The sequence below is a fragment of the Halospina denitrificans genome (genome assembly GCF_004364635.1).
GTDB classification, from domain to species: Bacteria; Pseudomonadota; Gammaproteobacteria; order Pseudomonadales; family Oleiphilaceae; genus Halospina; species Halospina denitrificans.
In genome coordinates this window covers 1-22,279 of sequence record NZ_SOAX01000002.1, presented here as the reverse complement: position 1 = coordinate 22,279, position 22,279 = coordinate 1, and the positions used below count along the sequence as shown (strand labels likewise).

Sequence of the window (22,279 nt, the reverse complement as noted above, 5' to 3'; positions counted from 1 at the left end):
CTCAAGAAGCAGGCGGTTGTTGGATAGAGAGCAAACTGCATCAGTGGCGACGCTGAAACGGGAATAACGATGTCTGAGAAACCTATGGAATCCGGGTCACGCAGCGGTGGGGCTCCTTATCGTGTCCATCGTCCAATATGGATTCTGCCGGCAATTGTGGTGGGGCAATGGATGGTGACGTCGCTGTGGTTCGCCACGAACGCGGTGATGGGTTCGTTGCAGGAACTCTGGGGTACCTCCGGCGGAGAGGGGATTGTCACGACCGCCGTCCAGCTTGGTTTTATTATTGGCACCCTGGTGTTCGCTTTAGTCGGCATTGCCGACCGATTCCGTGCAACCACCGTATTTCTGATCTGCGCCGTACTTGGGGCCGCAGCCAACGCAACAGTGCTGGTGGTGCCCGAGTCGTTCGCCCTGGTGTTGCTCTTGCGCTTCCTGGTCGGGGTATCCCTGGCTGGGGTCTATCCGGTCGGAATGCGTATAGCTGCCGGCTGGTACGCCGGTGGCCTGGGTCGGGCGCTGGGGTTTCTTGTCGGCGCGCTCGTGCTGGGGACGGCTTCGCCGCACCTGTTGAGTGCGGTTGGCGCTGAGTGGGACTGGCAGATGACCGTGGCTGGCACGTCAGTGCTGGCGTTGGCGGGTGGATTGATTGTCTGGTGGGTGCCTGAGGGGCCACAGCTGACCCGCGGCGGGCCGGTGCGCTTTCGGGGCGTGCTCTCGGCGTTTCGGGATCGACGTTTCCGGGCTTCCGCTTGCGGCTATTTTGGCCATATGTGGGAGCTTTACGCCTTCTGGGCCTTCGTTCCTGTCTGGATCGCGAGCCATGGCATGAGCGGCGCCTCCTCGTCATGGATGGCATTCGCCGTGATTGGGGTGGGTTTTGTTGGCTGTGCCGGGGGTGGTCTCTTTGTAAAGCGCTTCAGCGGTCAACGCATTGCGTTGGGGCAGCTTGGCGTATCGGGTGTCTGCTGTCTGGTATCGCCATTCATGCTCCACACACCGACTCCGGTTTTCACGGCGTTTATGCTGGTGTGGGGCATTACTGTTGCGGGTGATTCTCCCCAGTTTTCAGCGCTGACGGCCCAGTTCGCCCCGCGCGAGGTCGTGGGCTCGGCGTTGACACTCGTAAACTCAGGTGGGTTTGCCATTACGATCCTGAGCCTGTCGCTGCTGGAATGGATGAGGTTTGAAACAGCGCCGCAGTGGCTCCTGATGCCACTCGCGCTTGGACCACTTTTCGGGCTGGTCACAGGGGCGTACCTGCTTAAACCGAGCGGAAGCACCAACCCATGACGCTTGTGGTGATCCCCTCTGGGAGCCGGGTCGTGCTTGTTCCCGTAGCGGCGTCGTGGAACGCCAGGTGCAGAACATTATCTGGCCACAGTTCGTTGATCACCTCGCGCACACCGTCGCAGAGCTGTGATATTCCGGGCGACGCCCAGGCGCAAGCGGTCTTCCTCAGACCAGCGCGCTGACCACAGGATAGGGACGACACTGCCGTCCCTGTGGAGATACGTGCGCGTTGCTATAGGACAATACCTGTGGTTACCCGTCCCGCAGCAGGTTAATGATGTCGATGATGCCCGCATTGGCCCGGGTCATGTAGGACGACATGGCCAGTGAATAGTTCGGCACCAGACCGAACTCATAACCATTGAGCACCATGGGGCTGTACAGGGACTTCTGGGTGGATTTCAGCTCACGGATGATCTGGTCCATGCTGGGCTGGGCATTCTTGTCCTCCAGCACCCGATCGAAATCCTCCTCGAAGGCCTGCAGGTAGGCCAGCATTGCCCAGGTGGTGCCGCGCGCCTGATAGAAGACGTTATCCACCTGCATCCAGGGTGTTTTCATGACCTCGGCCGGGGGACGGGCTTTTGCGGATGACGACGTGGGATCATTGGCAAGGGCGGTGTAGCGCCGCTCTTCGGCAACGCTGGCCGCCAGGTTCTGGGACATGCTGCCGAGGCGCTTGCTCATCAGTTCGAGGGCGGCGACCAGGTTGTCGGAGCGCGCGTAGAAATCCCCCTCGCGCGAGTCCGTGTCCACAAGATGTTCCCGGTAGCTCCTGAGCCTTGAAATCGCCTCGTTGTACTTGCTTTCGGCGGACGGGAAGATCCATTTCTCGGAGTCGTTGTTGAGCAGTACCTGCGCCTGGACCATGTCCGGGTCTTCCTCGGACTGCGACTGGGACCGGGTGATGTCATTGCGCATGGCCAGTGACAGGTCCCGGGCCTGGCGCAGCGCGCCCGTCTCCCAGGCCGGGATGTTGTCCATAAGCACAAACGGCGGCATTACGTCGTTGGATAGGAATCCGCCGCGTTTGTTCACCACAATATCAATGGAGCGGATCAGGGTTTCGGTGGTGTGGTAACCCACCGGAGGCGCCTCGCCGTCGTGCTGCGCTTCGAATTCAGAGCGGATCGTTTCCTGGGAGGGAATCTCGGGAAAACTGGATGGCACCAGTGAAACAACGAACATCAGGACCAGCAGTAACGCGATCGCAATGAGTGGTGTCATCACCACGCTGCGCATTCGCAGGCCAAGCAGGAACGTTTTCAGCCTGCGGAACAGGCCGCTCATTCTTGGTCGTAGCCACGTCATGGAAAACCTCGCTCAGGGCATTAGCTCTTTCAACAATGCGCCATTGTCCCGGTCCCGGACGCGCTCGTCCATGGGCAAATGGGACTTTACGGAACAGCGTGAGAATCGTTATTGTTTGCATTATTTATTTGAGAGAGGAACGCATCATGACGACACGGATTCCGGCTCCATTAACCAGCATGGCTCTGGTCCTGCTTTTCGCGGCAATGCCGGTGACAGCGCTGGCCAGCGGCGAAATCGGCGATCACGTCGAGGACCTCAAGGCCCACCTGGGTGAGTACGACAGCGAGGTTAAGGATTTCAACGCGAAAGTGGACGGCCTGGTCGATTCCTATGCCGAGAAGGGCGGTGAATCTGTGAATACCGCCAAGCTGATTGAGTGGTGGGAAGACGTGAAGTTCCACGCCGCGGTTGAAGTCAATTACGTCCCGGTCTACGCCTCCATCTGGCAGGGGATCTATGGCGTCAAGGAAGCCATCGACGAGGGCAAGGCGGCTGCCGAGGTCCGTAAGCAACAGCGTGCGCTGGAGCAGGCCATGTGGAAGGGCATGGGTGCCGTTATGCTCGCCGCCAAAAATCAGGCCGACGGTGGCACCTCCGAGGGTGACGACAGCGGAAAGGTTTCCGGCAGCGACGCCGTTGACCGGATTTTGACAAATCTCGATGAAGTGACGATTGAATACGCGGAGAATGAAAGCGAAGAAGCAACCGAAATCATTCACAACACCTATCTCAACCTCTTCGAGGGCATAGAAGGGGCGTTGATCGAGCAGGACGCCGAGCTGGTTGAAGACCTGGAGAAGGATTTCAACGTGGGACTGCCGAAGCTGATTGAGAACGGGGCATCCGTCTCCGAGGTGACCGACTACGTGAAAGCCATGAAGAAGAAGCTGAAGCGCGCCCAGAAGCTGTTGGAAAAGGGCGAGCAGGACAAGAAGGACGTATTCTGAGATGGAGCGTCGCGAGCTGCTGCGTGGCCTGGCCGCGCTCGGGCTGCTGGGAAGCTGGCCAATGGGGGCACTTGGCGCCGGTGATGCCGGTGACGCTGTCTCCGTTGATGAGCTTCCCGAACTGGAAGGTGAGCTGACCCTCTACTTAGGCCGTGGCGAGGGCGGGCTTTACGAGGATGTGATCGAGGCGATCCGTAAGCGTAACCCGAAGCTGACGCTCAACATCCGGCGCGGCCCAACAGTGGCGCTGGCCAACACCCTCGTGGCCGAGGCTGAGGCGAGCGCCCAGCAGGCGGACCTGTTCTGGGCGGTCGACTCGGGGTCGCTGGGCCTGGTCAGTGAGGCCGGCCTTGCCAAGCCCGTGCGCGAGGAAGCTCGCTCGCATCTTCGAGAGGGATTCCGCTACGAGGATTGGGCGCCGGTATCGGGCCGTGTCCGGACCCTGCCATACAACCCCGACCGGCTTGAGCCCAAGCAGATCCCTGAGAGCATCATGGCCCTGCCGGACACGGATCTGAGCGTGGGCTGGGCGCCGGCTTACGGCTCCTTCCAGTCGTTCGTCACGGCCATGCGCCTCCTGGAAGGCGACGCCGCCACCCGCGACTGGCTGCGTGGCATGAAGGCGAGGACGCGTCAGTACGCCGGGGAGCTCGGCGTGGTCATGGGCGTTTCCCGGGGTGAAGTGGATATTGGCCTTGCCAATCACTACTACACCCTGCGCTTGAAGGCAGGCCAGCCTGATGCCCCCCTGGAACTGGCATTCACGAAAGATGACGCCGGCTCGCTGCTCAATGCTTCCGGCGTGATGGCGCTGCGCGATACGGACCTGGCCCACAACTTCATCCGTTACCTGCTGACGCAGGAAGTGCAGTCCTACCTTGCCAGCGAGGCCTATGAGATCCCCATGGTCGAGGGGGTTGCACTGCCTGAAGGACTGCCCGAGGCGGCGAGCGCAAACCCGCCGTCCATTGAACTGACCCGTCTGGCGGATGTACGTCCGACCCTGACGCTGATGCGTGACGCCGGGGTGCTATGAGGCAGTGGCCCCTGTCCCCGGTACTGGCGGCACCGGTTGCGCTGACGGCGCTACTGCCGCTTCTCGTACTGCTGGATCTGGGCGCCGAGGCGGAGAGTCTCTGGGATCCCCAGTGGCTTTCGGTTTTTGGCCAGTCGATCGCGCTGGCGGGGCTGACCGTCCTGGGGGCAGTGCTGATCGGCGTGCCCCTGGCCGTGCTCATGGCCTACGTGAAACTGCCGGCACAGCGCCTCTGGCTTGCCCTGCTGGCGGCGCCCCTTGCCATGCCCAGCTATATTGGCGCCTTCACCTTCTACGCCGCCTTCGGCCCCGATGGTGAGGTTGAGCAGCTCATCGGCCTGCCAACCCCGGACATGCGCGGGCTGCTCGGCGCCGCTGTCGTGATGACGCTCTATACCTTCCCGTTCGTGCTCCTGACGACTAGGGCCTCGCTGCGAAGCCTGGATGCCAGCGTTCTGGATGCGGCCCGTACCCTCGGGCTGTCGCTGCCTGAGGCGCTGTGGCGTGCCGTGCTGCCCCGGGTCCGCCGGGGTATCGCTGCTGGCGCCCTTCTGGTGGCGCTGTACACGTTGTCGGATTTCGGGACACCCGCCATTATGGGAGTGGATACCTTCACCCGCGTGATCTTTGTGGAATACAACGCATTCGGGTTGAGCCAGGCGGCGATGCTGTCACTGCACCTGCTGGCCATTGTCGGACTGGTGCTGTTCCTCGAGAGTCGTCTGGGTACGGAGCGCGAGCATCCGGGGCGTACACTGGTTCTCCATTTGCGACCCTGGACCCTGGGGCTGGCGCTGGTCATCGTGCTGGTGGTGTTCGGGCTGGCGGTGGGCCTGCCCCTGGGCTTGTTCGGAGTCTGGCTGGCGCGTGATGGCATGAGCGGGTTTGACCCGGCCCTGGCGATGAATTCGGCCATGGCGGCTCTGCTTGCGGCACTGGGGGCGGTCCTGCTGGCGCTGCCTGTGGCCTTTGCGGCCCTGACCGGACGTTTCGGGCGGATCATGGAACGCATAACGTACCTTGGTTTTGGCGTGCCAGGGATTGTCATGGGGACGGCGCTGGTCTATCTGGGCCTGCAGGTCACCGTGCTGTACCAGACGTTGTTTCTGCTCGTGATGGCCTATATTCTTCGGTTCCTGCCGCTGGCGGTCGGCGCTGTTCGGTCCACGGCGGCACGGCTGGATGCGAACCTGGTGCAGGCGGCCCGGGTGCTCGGTGCTTCGCGCAGCGAAGCGTTTCGCCGGGTGAGTCTGCCGCTGACCCTGCGCGGCATGGCGGCCGGCGCAGCACTGGTTTTTCTGGAGGCGATGCGGGAGCTTCCGGCCACACTCCTGCTGCGGCCCACCGGTTTCGAGACCCTGGCGACCCAGCTTTGGCAGGTCTATGAAGCCGGCTATTTCGGCCGGGCGGCGGTACCGGGACTGCTACTGGTACTGATCTCCGGCCTGGGACTGATTCTGATGTTGAGTGGAGAGCGCGAGCGCCATCATGCTTGATGTACGTAACCTGGGAGTCAGCTACGGGGGTACCCCCGTCATCGAGGACCTGTCATTCCGGCTTGAGGGCAGTGACATCCTGATGCTGGTCGGGCCGACAGGCTGTGGCAAGACTACGGTCCTGCGCGCCCTGGCGGGACTGGTCCGACCGTCCTCGGGCGAGATACAGATCGGCTCCCGACGCATTACCGCAGGCCGGGATGTTCCGCCGGAGAAGCGCCGCGTGGGCATGGTGTTCCAGGACTTTGCGCTCTTCCCCCATCTCAGCGTTATCAATAACGTGAGCTTTCGGCTCAAGGACAAGCGCCTTGCCCTGGACTGGCTGGACCGACTCGGTCTGATGCCGGTGCGGGACGCCATGCCGGAAACCCTCTCGGGAGGCCAGAAACAGCGGGTCGCACTGGCGCGGGCGCTGGCTCACGAACCCAGGCTGATGCTGCTGGATGAGCCGCTTTCCAACCTGGACGCGGCGCTCAAGGATACGCTTCGCTGGGACATCCGGGAGGCTCTGGAGGAGGCGGGCGTACCGGCCGTGTGGGTGACACACGACCAGGAGGAGGCGCTTTCCGTGGGCGACCAGCTTGGCATCCTCAACCGGGGCCGCCTTGAACAACTGGACACGCCGGAGCACTGCTTCAGCATGCCGCAGAGCCGCTTTACCGCCAATTTCCTGGGTGAGGCCGCCTTCGTGCGGGGGAAACTGCGGGCCAATCGTGTCGAGACGCCCCTGGGCAACGCCCGGGTACGTGCCGTGGAGGGCGCCACCGACGAGGTGGACCTGATGGTACGTCCGGACGACCTCAGCCTGACCCCTGCCGAAGCGGGTAACGGGCGGGTCACCTGGAGTCGTTACGAGGGCGAAACACGCCTTTACGCGGTTCGCATTGATGACGGTGAGCCCCTGCGGGTAAGGACCAACCATGAAGTGGACCTGCCCCGTGGTAGTGCCGTGAACCTGCATATCAACGCTGAACACACGCTGGCGGCCTTTCTGCCGGTGGGCCGGGATTCGCGTTAAAACTCTACCGGATGGCTTCAGCGTTTGCCGTTCAGGGTATCGAGGATGCGTTTAGGCAGGCTCTGGAGCACAGGCTCCGTTGGTTCCTCGTGGTAATTGCTGTGGATGGTCCGACCATGCTGCGGTCGTCGTTCGTTGGCAGCGTACTGTTCCAGGCGCTGCACCAGCTTATCGGTCCAGTGCAGTTCTCGGGTAAGCAGGGCGAGAGCTCCCGCCAGGACCAGCCCGAGAAACAGGGTTATGACGCTCATCAGCATTGGCCTTTCCTCCTAGCGGTATTCAACACTGATTTCGGATTCAATACCACGCTCTGAGAGCGCATCGTCCAGTTCCTCGGTGAGCTGGCGGAAGACCATGCGGCGAATGGTTTCGGGCATGTAGCCGCCAATCAGCCGTGCGGACGCGGATTCGCGCCGGGCCACCTCGAGCGGGTTCAGCACACGCACTGTCATCAGCATCTCCGGTTCCGGGGTATTGGGGTCGGCGACCCGTGCCAGCGCGTGCTCAAGCCGCTCGCGCTGGGCGATGGCACGACGCCACAGCCAGAAGGTCAGCCCGCAGAGCACCAGCAGAATCAGACTCAACAGATACAGCATGGCCTTATTTACCCCTGCGTTTCCCCTTGTTCCACGCCCTTGCCCAGGGGCTGGAAGGTTACGATCAACTGCGGCAGCAGCGTCAGAGCCCCCAGCAGGGCGATGGCCATCGCCAGCCCCGTGAAGAGGCCGAAGTAGATCGTGGGTATGAAATTGGACAACGCCAGTATCGAGAACCCGATGATGATCGTCAGTGTTGTATAGAACATGGCCCGCCCGATGGTCCTGTGGCTGCGGTGCATGGCATCCAGGTAGTTGCCGCTGCGGGCGAACTCCTGTTTGAAGCGGTAGATATAATGGATGGTGTCATCCACCGCAATACCCACTGTAATCGCCGCAATGGTGATGGTCATCATATCCAGTGAAATACCCAGCCAGCCCATGATGCCCAGCACGGTTCCCGCAGCCAGAAGGTTGGGGGAGATGGCAATGAACGCGATCTTCAGGGACCGGAACAGGATCATGAACATGGCCATGATGGCCAGGAAAACCGCGCCCAGGGTCTTGATCTGGGAACTGAACAGGCTCTGGAGCATGTTGTTGTAGAGCACGGCCATGCCCGTCAGGTGCACCTGCTCGTCTTCCAGCCCGATCTCCTTCGTCAGGTGCTCGCGGATGTCGTCGAACAAAGCCTGGCGACGAAGATCCGGGCTGGATTCGACCAGCCTTATGCCGATGCGGGCCTGGCGCGTGTCCATATTGACATAGGGCCTCAGCAGGATGTCGCGAAGGTCATCCGGGAAGGCACGCCCCATCAGGCCAAGCTGCAGGCGGTTGAGCTCGCCCTGGTTGATGCGCTCGGCGAGGCGAACCGTTGTTGCCAGTGAGATCACCTTGCCGGTTTCCGGGCGCTGGTCCAGGTAGTCGTGAACCTTGTTGAGCAGCGCGACGCCGTCAGGGCTGAAGAAGGTCTCGATCTGTTCCTGCTGGGGCTCTTCACAGTCCGGATCCACGAATGGATCGCAGTCAGGCTGATTGTCGGCGAGGCCCTCACGCTCCTTGAGGTCGATGATCACGTCGAGAGGGGTGGTGCCGCCGAGTTTCTGATCGATCACCTTCATGCCCTGATGGATCTCGGTATCGGACTTGAAGTAGTCGATGAAGCGGTTCTCCACGGACAGCTGCGTGATGCCGCCGATACAGAAGGCCGCCAGGAGCACGCTGAAGGCCAGGATTCGACCCCCGTGGGCCTGGGTAAACGCCGCCACATAGGCCGTAACCGGTGCCTTGTTCAGGCGCTGGCCCGGACTGGCTGCCCGGGGCAGCAGCATCAGGATGGCGGGCAAAACCAGGAAGACCACGACGTAGGCGATCATGATGCCCACGGCCATCATGAGCCCGAAGTCGATCACCGGCCGGATCTCGCTGAAGAACAGCGAGCCGAAGGCCACCACCGTGGTCAGTACCATGTAGAAACAGGGCAGGCTCATGGCCGTGACGGTTTCCTGCACGAGCTGGTAGGCACTGGCCTCTGGCTCCTCCTGCTGGTATTCGCGGTAACGAACGATCAGGTGGATGGTCAGCGACAGCGTGATGATCAGAAGCAGCGAGACGAAGTTGGAGGAAATAACGGTGACCGGCCAGTGGGTCCATCCCAGGTAGCCGAGCGTGAGCCAGACCGTGGTTGAGCAGCATATCAGTGGCAGCAGCACCCAGCGGACCTGGCGGAAGATAACGGTGAGCGTCAGCAGGATGAACGCGAGAACGCCAAGGCCGAAGGTAACCAGGTCGCTGCGCACGAAGTCCATCATGTCGGCAACGATCATGGGCACACCACCCAGGTGGATTGTCGCGTTGTCCTGGTAATCCTTCAGGACCTGCCTGACATCGGTAATGATACGGTCCTGCTGCGCATCCAGCTCGATCTTGCGCTGGCGGTACTCCCGGACCACCGAATCGAGTTCGTCCGCTTCGTCGTCGCTGAGGCCTTCTTCGCGGGCTTTCTCCTGCAGCTCGTTGCGGCGTTCGCGCAGCTCGTAATAATGCTCCGCCGAGGGGAAAATCAGCTGAATCGCCGTTGTTTCCGCATCCTCGCTGATCAGCATGTTGGGGTAGAGCGGGTTGGACAGCAGCGACTTCCGGGCCACGTCCAGGGGCACGTCGTCCCCGTCCAGCGTTTTCTGGTGCTGGCTTACCGTGGTCAGAGAGATTTTGGGGCTGTGCAGCAGGGGAACACTGAGGATGCTGTTGGTTTCGCGAATGCCCTCAACTGCCGCCAGCTCGTCCCTCAGCGATCGCAGGTGGCTGATGCTGGATTCACTGAAAAGTTCGCCTTCCGGCTCATAGCTGACGACCAAAAAGTCGTCCGAGGTGGTGAAACGGCTGCTGATGGTCTGGTAGTACTCAAAGGCGCTGTCCCCTTCCTTGACCAGGGAGTCGGGGGAGGCGTCCAGACGGAACTGGTCGAGCCGAAGCCCGGCGATGATCGCAACCACCAGGACGAAGAGCAGCGTCAATATCGGATGGGAGAGAACCGTGCGATCGTAGATTTTGAAAATTCGCGAGCCCAAGATTACACCTGCTTGTTGTGGTCGTGTATCGGTTAATCGTGGCGGTGAGCCGTCAGGGAAAGGCGCGCCAGGCGCTGCTGTTCGTCCAGCGCCAGGATGGCATCCGCCGCCGGAGGTTCACGCAGCAACTGCCGTGTGATGCGTTCGTAGTGTGCCATAAAGCGCTCGAAGGATTCGCCTTCATCCAGATGGCCCCGGTAGTCGTCACCCCGTTCCCGGATCAGCTTGGCTTCCTGGCGCAGGCGCCAGCGCCGCACTGCGTCCCAGCCGGGCGCCTTGAGGAAAAGCAGCCGATCAAAGCGGTTGAACAGGGCCTGGTAGGGGCCAGCAAGCTGCTGGTTCACGTACCTGCGCCAGTGTGCCTCCGGGTCCTCGCTGGCCTCAAGCGCGTTGATCGGTTCGGCGAGGGTTACTTCGGATTCCGGCCGGGCCCCCAGGCACCAGCCTTCGAGCAGAATGATCCCGGGCCGCCCCTGGAACTGCTGGAAGTGGTCCTCCGCAGCCCGGGTATCGCGCCCCTTGTCGAAGGTCGGGATGCTCGTGACGCGGCGCGAATCCGCCGCCGACAGGGCGTCCAGCGTGTTCATGAGCAGGTCCACGTCGTGGGTTCCCGGCGCCCCGCGCGTCGCCAGTAGTGGATGCACCTCTTCGGCGAGCCGGGCGCGTTCCTCGTGGGGCCTGTAGAAATCATCCAGGCTCAGTACGCAGGACGAGACCGCAAAACAGTGATGCAGGGCCAGGCGCAGACCACGGGCCAGGGTGGTCTTGCCGCTGCCCTGGCTGCCGCCAATGCCCATCACTAATGGTCGACCCAGCTTCTGCTGTTCGCGCAACAGCCAGGCGCCCATGGGAATGATCAGCTTCGGGAACAGGCTGCTGTAGGCCTGGGGAAGCTGCTCATCCGCGATGAATCGCTGCACGGCCAGGACTGCATGCTGCTGGGCGCCGTGAATGGCATCGCCGGACAGCGGTTCGCCCAGCGGCCAGCAGGCCTCCGGCAGGATCAGCTCTCTCGGAGCGCTCGCGTGGTCCGCTTTGCGTGTCGGCATTGCTGTTTCCCGGCCCTGGGTTAACCTTTCTCCGGCTGGCGATAGACGTTCTCGTAGACGTAGTTCGTCGCTTCCACGAAGCCGTCAATGCTGCCGCAGTCGAAACGCCGCCCCTTGAACTGGTACGCCAGCACGCAGCCGTCGCGCGCCTGTTCCAGCAGCGCATCGGTGATCTGGATCTCACCGCCCTTGCCGGGCTCGGTGCGCTCCAGGATGTCGAAGATATCCGGCGTCAGGATGTAACGGCCGATGATGGCGAGATTCGAGGGCGCCTTGTCCTTCGGTGGCTTCTCGACCATGTCGGTAATCCGGAAGAGCCCTTCCTTTATCGTATCGCCCGCAATCACGCCGTACTTGTGAGTCTCGTCTTCCGGTACTTCCTCGATGGCCACAATGCTGCACCGGAACTGGTTGTAGAGCTTCACCATCTGCGACATGACGCCGTTGTATTCCGCATCGGCAACGCAGAAATCGTCTGCGAGGATCACGGCAAAGGCATTGTCACCGATCAGGGTGCGCCCGGTCAGAATGGCGTGGCCCAGCCCCTTCATCTCGTTCTGCCGGGTAAAGGCAAAGCGGTGATTCTCGATCAGTTTGCGGATGCTCTTGAGATTATCTTCCTTGCCGGTGCCGGCAATCTGGTGCTCCAGCTCGTAGCTGGTATCAAAATGGTCCTCGATGGCGCGCTTGCCGCGCCCGGTCACAAAGCCGATATCCTTGATGCCTGCCTCGGAGGCTTCCTCGACGGCGTACTGCACCAGCGGCTTGTTTACAATCGGCAGTATTTCCTTGGGCATGGCTTTGGTCGCCGGAAGGAATCGGGTTCCGTAACCTGCTACCGGAAAAAGACACTTGCTGATCATTGCTCGCTTTCCCTGTTATGAATGAGCAAGAAAGTACGCGGACAGGTCTTTCCAGAACACGCTGTAAATACTTCCATGTACGCTCGCCTCCGCCCATCGCGCTTCGCAATCCTGCTCCGCGCGCTGGTCCTGGGTTGCCTTCCCTGGCAACCCGTTAGGCCTTTCGACCTAACCCATGGCTCCGGACGGTTCTGGAAAGACCTGTCCGCGTACTTTCTTGCTCATTAGTATTAGTATGTCGTGATGTTGGATCATTCCAGAAGCGCCCAGTGTAAACAATCCTTTGGGTAAAAAGGAGGGGGCGGTGAATAAGGATTTGCGCTGGTCAGCGCGTTTGGTCATGCTGTGGTAATGGACACACAGCAGACGCCTTTTACCCTGGTTCTCTTTGGCGCCACCGGCGACCTGGCGCGCCGGCGGCTGCTGCCCTCCCTGTTTGCGCTTTTCCGTGATGGCCGTCTTCCAGCCCAGTGGCAACTTGTTGGGGTAGGGCGCAGTGAGCGTACCAGTGAGGAGTGGGAGTCGGGGCTGGTTGAGGCGCTGCGCGAAGAAAAGCCGGACCTGGAAGGCTGGCAGGATGACTGGGCGGCCTTTGCCGGGCATCTTGCCTATTTCCAGGGCGACGCCAGTGCGGCCGGAGATATGCAGCAGCTGGCAACCCTGGTCCAGCACGAACGCTGCCTGTACTACCTCTCCACGCGTGCCGACCTATACGGTTCCGTAACCCGGGCGCTCGCATCGGCTGGCCTTGTCGGGCCGCGCGCCAGTATCGTGATGGAAAAGCCCATCGGGCTGGATCTGGAATCGGCCCGGGCGATCGATGACGTGGTCTCGGAGCATTTTGCCGAGAGCCAGATCTATCGAATCGACCACTACCTGGGCAAGGAAACCGTCCAGAACCTGCTGGTGTTGCGCTTCGCCAACTCCATCTTCGAGAGCCAGTGGAACCACCGCTACATTGACCACATCCAGATCACGATTGCCGAGTCCGGCAGCGTGGCCGGGCGGGCTGCCTTCTATGACGAAGTCGGGGCGCTGCGGGACATGGTCCAGAACCACCTGCTGCAGCTGCTGTGCATGACCGCCATGGAGCCGCCCCATGCCCTGACCGCCGACGCGGTGCGCGATGAGAAGGTCAAGGTGCTCAAGTCCCTGCGCCCGCTGGACAACAACGTCATCCCGGAGAAAATCGTGCGCGGCCAGTATCAGAGGGCCGGGGACGAACCGGGCTACCTGGCGGATATTGGGGCGGAGGACAGCGACACGGAAACCTTCGCCGCCCTGAAGGTGGAGGTCGACAACTGGCGCTGGGCCGGCGTGCCCTTCTACCTGCGCACCGGCAAGCGCCTGGCGGAACGGGCCTGCGAGATCGCGGTGCACTTCCGGCCTGTGCCGCACTCCATATTCACGCAGCAGCACCGGGCGGCCATGGCCAACCGGCTGGTGTTCCGCCTGCAGCCGGACGAGGGCATCCACCTCTCACTGAGCGAGAAGCAGCCCGGGGCGGGCATGAACATCAAGATGTCCGAGCTCAGCCTGAACCCGGAAACCCTGGCCGGCAAGCGGGTTCCGGATGCCTACGAACGCCTGCTCGGCGATGTACTTGCCGATAACCAGACCCTGTTCGTGCGCCGGGACGAACTCATGGCCGCCTGGGAATGGATCGACCCGATCATCCAGCACTGGCGCCACTCCGGCGTCCGCCCGGAGCCCTATCAGGCGGGAAGCTGGGGGCCCTCGGCAGCGACACTTCTGCTGGCCCGGGACGGACGGCTCTGGGATGAGCTGGCCGGCGGTGTTTACGGGCAATGGACATAAGGGGACTATTACCATGAACCCGGAAATCGAGCGCATTACCCGCCGAATCCGCGAACGCAGCGCCACCCACCGTGACCGCTACCTGGCCCTGATGGCCCAGATGCGCCGGAAGGGGCCGCAACGCGACGCCATGAGCTGCACCAACCTGGCCCATGTAATGGCGTCCAAGTCGGAATCCGACAAGATGATCCTCCGGCAGACGGAGCAGAACGCCAACATCGGCATTGTATCCGCCTACAATGAGATCCTCTCCGCCCATCAGCCTTATGGCAGCTACCCGGAGCAGATCCGCCGGGCCATGGCGCGCCAGGGGCATGTGGCCCAGTTCGCCGCCGGGGTGCCGGCCATGTGCGACGGGGTCACCCAGGGCCAGCCGGGCATGGAACTCTCCCTGTTCTCCCGGGACGTCATCGCCCAGGCCACCGCCGTGGCGCTGACGCACAACATCTTCGACGGCGCCCTGTGTATGGGCATCTGTGACAAGATCGTCCCCGGCCTGCTCACCGGCGCCCTGCGCTTCGGGCACCTGCCGGTGATCTTCGTGCCCGCCGGGCCCATGCCCTCGGGGCTGCCCAACAGCGAAAAGGCCGCCGTGCGCCAGCGCTACGCCCGGGGCGAGATCGGGCGGGACGAGCTGCTGGAAGCCGAGGTGGAGTCCTACCACTCGCCCGGCACCTGCACCTTCTACGGCACCGCCAACTCCAACCAGGTGCTGATGGAGGTGATGGGGCTGCAGCTTCCCGGCTCGTCCTTCGTGAACCCCGGCACCGAGGTGCGCGACGCCTTTACCGAGAAGGCCTGCCAGCAGATCACCTCGGTTACAGATCTCAGCAATGACTACCGCCCCCTGCACGACGTGGTCTCGGAGAAGACCATCGTCAACGCCATGGCGGCGCTGCTGGCCACCGGCGGCTCCACCAACCACAGCATCCACCTGGTGGCCATCGCCCGGGCCGCCGGCATCCGCATTGACTGGGAGGATTTCCACGAGCTTTCCCGGGTGGTGCCGTTGATGACGCGCCTGTACCCCAACGGCGAGGCGGACATCAACGCCTTCGAAAAGGCCGGCGGTGTGGCCTTCCTGATGCGGGAACTCCTTGGCCACGGGGTGATGCACGAGGACGTGAACGTCATGTTCGGAGAGTCCATTCACGACTACACGAAGCCCGCCGGGCTGGATGAGGCGGGACGCCTGGTCTGGCATCGCTCCCGGTTGGCCTCGGCGGACACAAGCTGCCTGCGCAGCGCGGATGATCCCTTCGAGGCGGACAGTGGCCTCTATCGGGTGGAAGGCAACCTGGGAAGGGCCATGGTCAAGACCTCCTCCGTGCCCAAGGAAAACTGGTGCATCGAGGCCCCCGCCCGGGTCTTTGCGGACCAACAGGCCCTGCTGGCAGCCTATGAGGCGGGCGAACTGAACCTGGACGCGGTGGTGGTGCTGCCCGGTCAGGGCCCCGCCGGCAACGGCATGCCGGAACTGCACAAACTGATGCCGGCGCTGGCCAACCTCCAGGCTGACGGCTATCGTGTTGCCCTGCTCACGGATGGCCGCCTATCGGGGGCCTCCGGCAAGGTACTCAGCGCCATCCACCTGCATCCCGAGGCGGTGCGTGGCGGCGCCATTGGCCGGATCCGGAACGGCGACTGGATACGCATCGATGCCACCGCCGGGGAAATGCACTGGGAGGCGGCTGACGACCATGGGTCGGCTGCCCACTGGGGCAGGGCCAACGAAGGACTGGGGCGCGAGCTGTTTCGGGTATTCCGGCAGCAGGTGACCCACGCGGAGGCCGGCGCCACGATTTTCAGGTGGGACGACTGATGGGAGGCAGGATGACGTTGATCCGCCAGTTTGAAATCAACGACTGGCCTGGTGTCTGGCCCATGCTGGAACCGGTATTCCGGGCCGGGGAGACCTATGCCGTCCCCACAGACATCACCGAGGATGACGCCTACCGGTTCTGGGTCCAGGCACCACAGGCCACCTTCGTGGCGCTGGACGATGATGGCCACTATCTTGGCACCTATTTCATGAAGACCAACCACCCCGGCCCCGGGAGCCACGTCTGCAACTGCGGCTATATCGTGGCTGAATCCGCGCGGGGCCAAGGGCTTGCCGGTGAGCTCTGCCGCCATTCGCTGGACGTGGCCCGTGAGCGGGGCTATCGCGCCATGCAGTACAACCTGGTGGTGGCCAGCAACACCGCTGCCATCCGGGTCTGGAACAAGCACGGCTTCCACATCGCCGGGACCCTCCCCGGCGCCTTTCAGCACCCGCGCGAAGGCGACGTGGACGCCCATGTGATGTTCCGGACCCTGGTCCCATGAACCAATCGGGATGAAACCATGACTACAACCCACGCCTTCACCCATTACGGCACCGACTTTTCCATGTACAGCGGGAAAACCCGGTCCTATCTGCGCTACAAGGGCATCCCCTTCGAGGAAAAGCTGGCGACGGCCAGCGTCTACCGCAGGATCCTGATCCCCAGGACCGGCGTTGCCATGATTCCCGTTCTGGAAACACCGGAAGGGGAGTTTATCCAGGACACTACCGAGATCATCGACAGCCTCGAAAAGCGTTTCCCGGAACGCGGCGTCTACCCGGCGACACCCCGGCAGCGGCTGGTGGCATTGTTGATGGAGCTCTACGCCGATGAGTGGCTGCTGATCCCCGCCATGCACTTTCGCTGGAGTTTTCCCAGGGTGAATAAAAAATTCATCTACGGCGAGTTCGGAAAAGTCGTTTCGCCCTGGCTGCCAGGGCCCGTCCGCCGCATGGCCGGCAAGCGCCTCGCCAGTCGCTTTTCCGGCATGCTGCCGCTTCTGGGCATCACGGACCGCACCTCGGACGCCATTGAGAACTGGTACTACACGGTACTGGACCAGCTCAACACCCACTTCAGCCAGTTCCCGTACCTCTTGGGGGAGCGGGCCAGCGTGGGCGACTTTGCCCTGATGGCACCCATGTACGCCCATCTCTACCGCGATCCGGCCCCGGGGCGCATCATGAGGCGCCGCGCGCCCCACCTGGTGAACTGGATCGCGCGCATGAACACCCGCAAACCCCGGATAGGGGACTGGCTGCCGGATGACCAGGTGCCGGATACACTACTCCCGCTGCTGCAACACCAGTTCCAGACGCAGTTCCCCGTCCTGAGGGATACCGTCTCCGCCGTGAGCGACTGGATTGAGGCCCATCCGGGCGATCGCGTGCCGCGCAAGGTGGGTGAGCACAGCTTCCGGCTCGGGGCGGAGGAGGAGAACCGAGCGCTGCTGAGCTTTCCCCAATGGAAGCTCCAGCGCCCGCTGGACTGGTACCAGGGGCTGGATGAGGCCCAGCGCGGCCCGGTGGATGAGATGCTGGACAGGGTTGGCGGGCGGGAGGCCATGCAGATGACCATCCCGCACCGCATCAAGCGCGAGAACAACCGCCTGGTGCCGGAATGATAGGGGCTGATGAGCAATAAGGGGGAGGACAGGTCTTTTCAGAACACGCTGTGAATACTTCCATGTACGCTCGCCTCCGCCATCCATGGCTCCGGACGGTTCTGAAAAGACCTGTCCTCCCCCTTATTGCTCATCAGGCTGTTTAATGGAGTTTCATTTTGGGCTTGAAGACCCGGTGCAGCCGGTCCGTCATGGCCATGAGCAGGCCGCGCATCACGCCGAAGACTGCGATCTGGTGCATGCGGTAGAGGGAGACGTACACCAGTCGGGCAATCCGGCCCTCCACGCGCAGGCTGCCCTTCGAGAGCCCGCCCATGAGTGTGCCCACGGCTGAATACTGGCTGAGGTTGATCAGTGAGCCGTAGTCCCGGTACTGGAAGGCCCTGAGTTCCTTCCCGGCCAGCTGGCGTTCCAGGTTGTCCGCAAGGTGGTTCGCCATCTGGTGGGCGCTCTGGGCCCGGGGCGGGACAAAGCCCTGCTCCTGGGGGCAGGCCGCGCAGTCGCCCATGGCAAAGATGGCCGGGTCGTCCACCGACTGCAGCGTGGCGGACACCTTCAGCATGCGGTTGGGCTGCAGGCTCAGTCCGTCCAGCTCGTTCATCAGCTCCGGCCCCTGGACGCCCGCGGCCCAGACCATCAGGTCGCCGGGCATCTCATGGCCGTCCTGGTCCACGAGGGCTTCGGGGGTGGCCTGGGTGATGCGGGCATTGAGCTTCACATCCACGCCCAGCTCCTGGAGCTCGCGCAGGGTATCGCGAGAGATGCGCTCGGGCAGGGCGGGGAGCAGCCGGGGGCCGGCTTCCAGCAGGGTGATCTTCACCATGCCCCGGTCCGCGCGGGTAAAGCCGTACTCGTGCACTGTCTCTGCCGCGTACACCAACTCTGCCGCCAGCTCAACGCCGGTGGCGCCGCCTCCCACAATGCGGATGCGCGCTTTTGCCTCCGGGTTCGTGGCCCGCTCGCTGTTAACCCGCATCAGCGTGTTCAGGAAAGTCTTCTGGAAGTGCTGCGCCTGTTCCGGCGAATCCAGGAAGTAGCAGTGATCCTTTACGCCGGGAATGCCGAAATCATTGGTGATGCTTCCGAGCGCCAGCACCAGGTAGTCGTAGGGCAGTTCGCGCTCGGGGAGCACGGTGTTGCCGTCCTCGTCCAGGATCGCATTCAGCGTGATCGTCTGGTTCTGACGGTCCAGCCCGGAGAATTCGCCGAGCATGAACCTGAAGCGCCGGTAACGGGCCACCGCCCGGTAACTGATCTGGTCCACCGACGAGTCCATGGCCCCGGAGGCCACCTCGTGAAGCAACGGCTTCCAGATATGGGTGGGGCTGCGGTCCACCAGGATAACGTTGGCCTGGCCGCGCTTATCCAGACGGCGCCCGAGCCTGGTGGCCAGCTCCAGCCCTCCGGCGCCCCCGCCAATGATGACAATATCCGGTTTCATCAAATAATCTCCCTCTCCGAGGGCATAAACCTTAACACAGCGCGGCTGATGCGTGCCCGGGGCCATTCGGAGTACACTCAGACTTTGAACCAGGGATTGCCCCAGCGTCATGACGATGAGAACCGCTTTACTGCTCCTCCTGCTCGGCCTCTATTCCGCGCCGCTTGTGGCCAGCGAGTGCGTGATCCTGCTGCACGGCCTGGTCCGCACCTCCGACTCCATGGCCGACCTGGAGTACGCGTTGAAGGACGATGGCTATTTCGTCAGCAACATCGACTATCCCTCCCGGGACATGCGGGTCCAGCCCCTGGCCGAGGAAGCCGTGCCGAAGGGACTCAGGGAGTGCCGGGAAGCGGGCGCCAACCCGGTGAACTTCGTGACCCATTCGCTGGGCGGCATCCTGGTGCGCCAGTACTACAGCCAGAACAGCCCGGAGAACGTCAATCGCGTGGTGATGCTGGGCCCACCCAACCAGGGCAGCGCCGTGGTGGACAACCTCAAGAACATGCCCGGCTTTGACCTGCTTAACGGCCCGGCGGGACGCCAGCTCGGCACCGGGGATAACAGCGTGCCGGACGACCTAGGGCCGGTGAACTTCGAGACGGGTATTATTGCGGGCACCGAGTCCATCAACCTGATCCTCTCCACCTTTCTGGAGGAGCCCAACGATGGCAAGGTCTCGGTGGAAGCCGCAAAAGTAGAGGGCATGTGTTCCTTCGTGACACTGCCGGCCATGCACCCCTTCATGATGCAGAACGAGAACGTCATCCAGGAGGTCAGGAACTTCCTGAAGACCGGCAGCTTCGGCAGCGAGCACGCCCAGAACCTGGACTGTGCCTTCCGCTAGACGGCGTTACTGGAAATCCGCGAACTCGTGATCCTCGGCGCCCAGGGAAAGGCAGAGACTGCCGGGGCCGATGTAGATGCAACTGGTAATGCCCATCTGCGACAGCAGCAGCTCCACGCCGTTCTTCTCGCAGGTCTCCTTGAGGCGGTCGAGCCCGGGCAGGGCATGGATCTCCGGCCAGGACATACCTACAGAGAGCGAGACATAGGGCGTGAGCAGCCCCGCCTCCACGCGCCCGATGGCGTAGTTGATGGCCTTCTCCACCGCCGCCTCAAAACTGCGCGTCTTGGCTGCCGGCTTGGCTTCCGCGCCCTTGCCGAAAAGGACGGGTGTAATGTTCAGGGCCTTGCCCAGGAACGCCACCAGTCCCGAGACGCTCTTGTCGCCCCGCCGGCGCGCCCGCTCGCGGATGTAATGCAGGTCCCGGGGAATCACGCAGGTGTGGATTGTGTCAGCAAAGGCATCCACCTCGTAACGGAGCTGGTTCTTGGAGTGGCGGTCCTCGTCGATAAGCTTCTGGGTGTGCGCCGCCAGCAGCCCCTGGCCGGCGAAGATCTGCTTGCTGTCGATCACGCGCATGGAGAAGTTGCCATCACTTCCGCTTTCCTGCTGCTGGCGCCGGTACTCGGACATCACCGAATTCATGGCGAGCATGGCGTTGTCGTAGACCAGGCTGCGGGAGCGCGTGACCGTCTCGCAGATGGCCACATCGTAGTTGTTCACGATCTTTTCCATGAACAGCTTATGGATCTCCTGGGCGGAGAAGGGTTCGGTCTCGGCGTGGTGACCCTTTTCCAGCAGTCCGGAATCATAGAACTCCTGAGTGCGCTCCGGATCGTGATCGTCCACGAACGTCTGGTCATCAATGCGTGCCGTCACCGGCAGCACGAACAGCCCGTTACGGCGGCTGAACCAGTAGGGAAGGTCACAGGCGGAATCCACAATCAAACCTACGCGCATCATCAATCTCCGTGCCTATTGTCCCTGGAGCCCAGGGAGTAATTGTTGTATTGGCTTTACCTTTAACACGGCAGCCACGGAGTTTCTGACGAGCAGGTAACATTTCGCAAGCGTATGACAGTTTTTAACCGAAAATGGCAAGCCCATGGCCGGATCCGTATCGGAAACGGCACTTAATTCCCGCCGTCGCGCGCGGGTCGTCAGGATTTGATACAGTCGGTGGCTACAAACAACGAAATATGACAAGGAGGGGATTATGAAAGTCGCCAACGTACCGAGCCCCGGTGGTCTGGACAAACTCAGCGTATCCGACCAGCCCGCACCGGGCGAACCCGGCCCCGGAGAGATCCGCGTGCGCGTCCACGCCAGTTCGCTCAACTTCCACGACTACAGCGTCGTCTCCGGCGTGATCCCCACCGAGGACGGCCGCATCCCCATGTCCGACGGCGCGGGCGTAGTTGAAGCCGTGGGCGAGGGGGTTACCGAATTCGCCGTGGGCGACAACGTGGTCTCCACCTTCTTCCCGCCCTGGCTGGAAGGCGAACCCCAGCAGGGCAACTTCAGCGCCGTGCCCGGCGACGGCATGGATGGCTACGCCCGGGAACAGGTGGTGCGCCCCACCAACTGGTTCACCCACGCCCCCCAGGGCTACAGCCACGCCGAGGCCGCCACCCTCACCACCGCGGGCCTCACCGCCTGGCGCGCGCTCACGGTGGACAACCACATCAAGGCCGGCGACACCATCCTGGTCCTGGGCACCGGCGGCGTCTCCATCTTCGCGCTGCAGTTCGCGCGCCTGATGGGCGTTAACGTCATCGCCACCTCCTCGTCCAACGAGAAGCTCGAGCGACTCAAGCAAATGGGCGCCCAGCACACCATCAACTACAAGGACGACCCCAAGTGGGGCAAGACCGTGAAGAAGCTCACCAACGGCCGGGGCGTGGACCAGGTCATTGAAGTGGGCGGCCCGGGCACGCTCGCCCAGTCCATCGATGCCATCCGCATCGGCGGCATCATCTCGCTGATCGGCGTGCTCACCGGCACCGCAGGCGACGTCCCCACCGCCAAGTTCATGACCAAACAGGCCAAACTCCAGGGCCTGCTCGTCGGCAGCCGCCGCCACCAGATCGACATGGTGCGCGCCATCGAATCCAGTAACCTGAAGCCGGTGATTGACCGCAGCTTTGGGCTGGAGGAGATTGCGGATGCGTTCCGGCATGAGGAGGCCGGGAAGCACTTTGGGAAGATCTGCCTGGAGTACTAACCCAGCTGTCCTGCCTTCCGCGCCGGGGTTCCAGGCCCCGGCGCTCGATCAGTTTCCCGCAATAAGATTTGATGCTCAAAAACCGTATCCTGGGGTGGCGCCGAGCGTTGGGAGTGCTACGGTAGTGGGATGGTTATGAGTGATATGTGGAATTCTTCATATCACTCATCGGGAAAAGGAAAGGGCGATAGATTCTTGAATTTAAAGATAATACGAATGTTGAGATTTGAGTGATATCACGCGGTCACGAATATTGATATCGCTGCGTTCCACATATTACCTGTTGTGCGACGAAAAGCGCACCTCATTGATTCGGTGCAAGCGGGTGGTATGATAATGTCATACATTTGACTTATTAGGGGCACCAGCTATGAGCT

The 22,279-nt window shown here is 62.3% G+C and carries 19 protein-coding genes; 11 read left to right on the top strand and 8 right to left on the bottom strand.

Going from position 1 to position 22,279, the window contains the following annotated elements; translation table 11 throughout:
* Positions 1-69 precede the first annotated feature (69 nt).
* A complete protein-coding gene (locus tag DES49_RS03685; RefSeq protein WP_243864878.1) occupies positions 70-1,293 on the top strand; it encodes an MFS transporter in 1,224 nt (407 codons plus the stop codon).
* 252 nt (positions 1,294-1,545) lie between these two features.
* Here DES49_RS03685 and DES49_RS03675 read toward each other — a convergent pair whose 3' ends face one another.
* A complete protein-coding gene (locus DES49_RS03675; RefSeq protein WP_243864876.1) occupies positions 1,546-2,583 on the bottom strand; it encodes a DUF2333 family protein in 1,038 nt (345 codons plus the stop codon).
* A gap of 167 nt (positions 2,584-2,750) precedes the next feature.
* Between DES49_RS03675 and DES49_RS03670 the strand changes: the two genes are divergently transcribed.
* Genes DES49_RS03670 through DES49_RS03655 form a run of 4 tightly spaced genes read left to right on the top strand, consistent with a single transcriptional unit; the run spans position 2,751 to position 7,104 of the window.
* Positions 2,751-3,554, top strand: a complete 804-nt coding sequence (locus tag DES49_RS03670; RefSeq protein WP_133735060.1) for a hypothetical protein — start codon at positions 2,751-2,753, stop codon at positions 3,552-3,554.
* 1 nt (position 3,555) lies between these two features.
* Positions 3,556-4,590: an extracellular solute-binding protein gene (locus DES49_RS03665; RefSeq protein ID WP_133735059.1), complete on the top strand. Its 1,035-nt coding sequence runs from the start codon at positions 3,556-3,558 to the stop codon at positions 4,588-4,590.
* Complete coding sequence (locus tag DES49_RS03660) at positions 4,587-6,086, top strand: ABC transporter permease (protein WP_133735058.1); 1,500 nt, start codon at positions 4,587-4,589, stop codon at positions 6,084-6,086. The genes DES49_RS03665 and DES49_RS03660 overlap by 4 nt, the downstream gene beginning before the upstream one ends.
* Positions 6,079-7,104 carry an ABC transporter ATP-binding protein gene (locus DES49_RS03655; RefSeq protein WP_133735057.1) on the top strand — a complete coding sequence of 342 codons (1,026 nt, stop codon included), beginning with the start codon at positions 6,079-6,081 and terminating at the stop codon, positions 7,102-7,104. Before DES49_RS03660 ends, DES49_RS03655 begins: the two co-directional genes overlap by 8 nt.
* 17 nt (positions 7,105-7,121) lie before the next feature.
* Here the strand turns inward: DES49_RS03655 and DES49_RS03650 are convergent, their stop codons facing one another.
* Genes DES49_RS03650 through galU form a run of 5 tightly spaced genes read right to left on the bottom strand, consistent with a single transcriptional unit; the run spans position 7,122 to position 12,122 of the window.
* On the bottom strand, positions 7,122-7,355 hold the full coding sequence (locus DES49_RS03650) for a hypothetical protein (protein WP_133735056.1): 234 nt from the start codon (positions 7,353-7,355) through the stop codon (positions 7,122-7,124).
* Positions 7,356-7,373: 18 nt separating this feature from the next.
* On the bottom strand, positions 7,374-7,700 hold the full coding sequence (locus tag DES49_RS03645; RefSeq protein WP_133735055.1) for a hypothetical protein: 327 nt from the start codon (positions 7,698-7,700) through the stop codon (positions 7,374-7,376).
* A gap of 8 nt (positions 7,701-7,708) precedes the next feature.
* The gene (locus tag DES49_RS03640) at positions 7,709-10,210 is read right to left on the bottom strand and encodes an efflux RND transporter permease subunit (protein ID WP_133735054.1); all 2,502 of its coding nucleotides are present in this window, start codon (positions 10,208-10,210) and stop codon (positions 7,709-7,711) included.
* Positions 10,211-10,242: 32 nt separating this feature from the next.
* Positions 10,243-11,259 (bottom strand): hypothetical protein, encoded by a 1,017-nt coding sequence (locus DES49_RS03635; RefSeq protein WP_133735053.1) that lies wholly within the window; start codon positions 11,257-11,259, stop codon positions 10,243-10,245.
* 20 nt (positions 11,260-11,279) lie between these two features.
* Positions 11,280-12,122, bottom strand: coding sequence for a UTP--glucose-1-phosphate uridylyltransferase GalU (gene galU / locus DES49_RS03630; protein WP_133735052.1), 843 nt, complete (start codon positions 12,120-12,122; stop codon positions 11,280-11,282).
* A gap of 351 nt (positions 12,123-12,473) precedes the next feature.
* Here galU and zwf point away from each other — a divergent pair, with 351 nt between their 5' ends.
* From zwf to DES49_RS03610, 4 genes are read left to right on the top strand one after another with little or no spacing between them, the layout of a single operon-like run.
* A complete protein-coding gene (gene zwf / locus DES49_RS03625; protein WP_133735051.1) occupies positions 12,474-13,940 on the top strand; it encodes a glucose-6-phosphate dehydrogenase in 1,467 nt (488 codons plus the stop codon).
* Positions 13,941-13,953: 13 nt separating this feature from the next.
* Positions 13,954-15,762, top strand: a complete 1,809-nt coding sequence (gene edd, locus DES49_RS03620) for a phosphogluconate dehydratase (protein WP_133735050.1) — start codon at positions 13,954-13,956, stop codon at positions 15,760-15,762.
* An 11-nt stretch (positions 15,763-15,773) separates the two neighbouring features.
* Positions 15,774-16,268 (top strand): GNAT family N-acetyltransferase, encoded by a 495-nt coding sequence (locus DES49_RS03615; protein ID WP_133735049.1) that lies wholly within the window; start codon positions 15,774-15,776, stop codon positions 16,266-16,268.
* 18 nt (positions 16,269-16,286) lie between these two features.
* Positions 16,287-17,390 (top strand): glutathione S-transferase family protein, encoded by a 1,104-nt coding sequence (locus DES49_RS03610; RefSeq protein ID WP_133735048.1) that lies wholly within the window; start codon positions 16,287-16,289, stop codon positions 17,388-17,390.
* Between the two features lie 142 nt (positions 17,391-17,532).
* Here the strand turns inward: DES49_RS03610 and DES49_RS03605 are convergent, their stop codons facing one another.
* Positions 17,533-18,831, bottom strand: coding sequence for an NAD(P)/FAD-dependent oxidoreductase (locus DES49_RS03605; protein ID WP_133735047.1), 1,299 nt, complete (start codon positions 18,829-18,831; stop codon positions 17,533-17,535).
* Positions 18,832-18,940: 109 nt separating this feature from the next.
* Between DES49_RS03605 and DES49_RS03600 the strand changes: the two genes are divergently transcribed.
* Complete coding sequence (locus DES49_RS03600; RefSeq protein WP_341776775.1) at positions 18,941-19,678, top strand: alpha/beta fold hydrolase; 738 nt, start codon at positions 18,941-18,943, stop codon at positions 19,676-19,678.
* A gap of 6 nt (positions 19,679-19,684) precedes the next feature.
* On the opposite strand, the gene DES49_RS03595 is transcribed toward DES49_RS03600, so the two are convergent.
* Complete coding sequence (locus DES49_RS03595) at positions 19,685-20,638, bottom strand: DegV family protein (RefSeq protein WP_133735046.1); 954 nt, start codon at positions 20,636-20,638, stop codon at positions 19,685-19,687.
* Between the two features lie 256 nt (positions 20,639-20,894).
* Here DES49_RS03595 and DES49_RS03590 point away from each other — a divergent pair, with 256 nt between their 5' ends.
* Positions 20,895-21,902, top strand: a complete 1,008-nt coding sequence (locus DES49_RS03590; RefSeq protein WP_133735045.1) for a zinc-dependent alcohol dehydrogenase family protein — start codon at positions 20,895-20,897, stop codon at positions 21,900-21,902.
* Positions 21,903-22,279 lie beyond the last annotated feature (377 nt).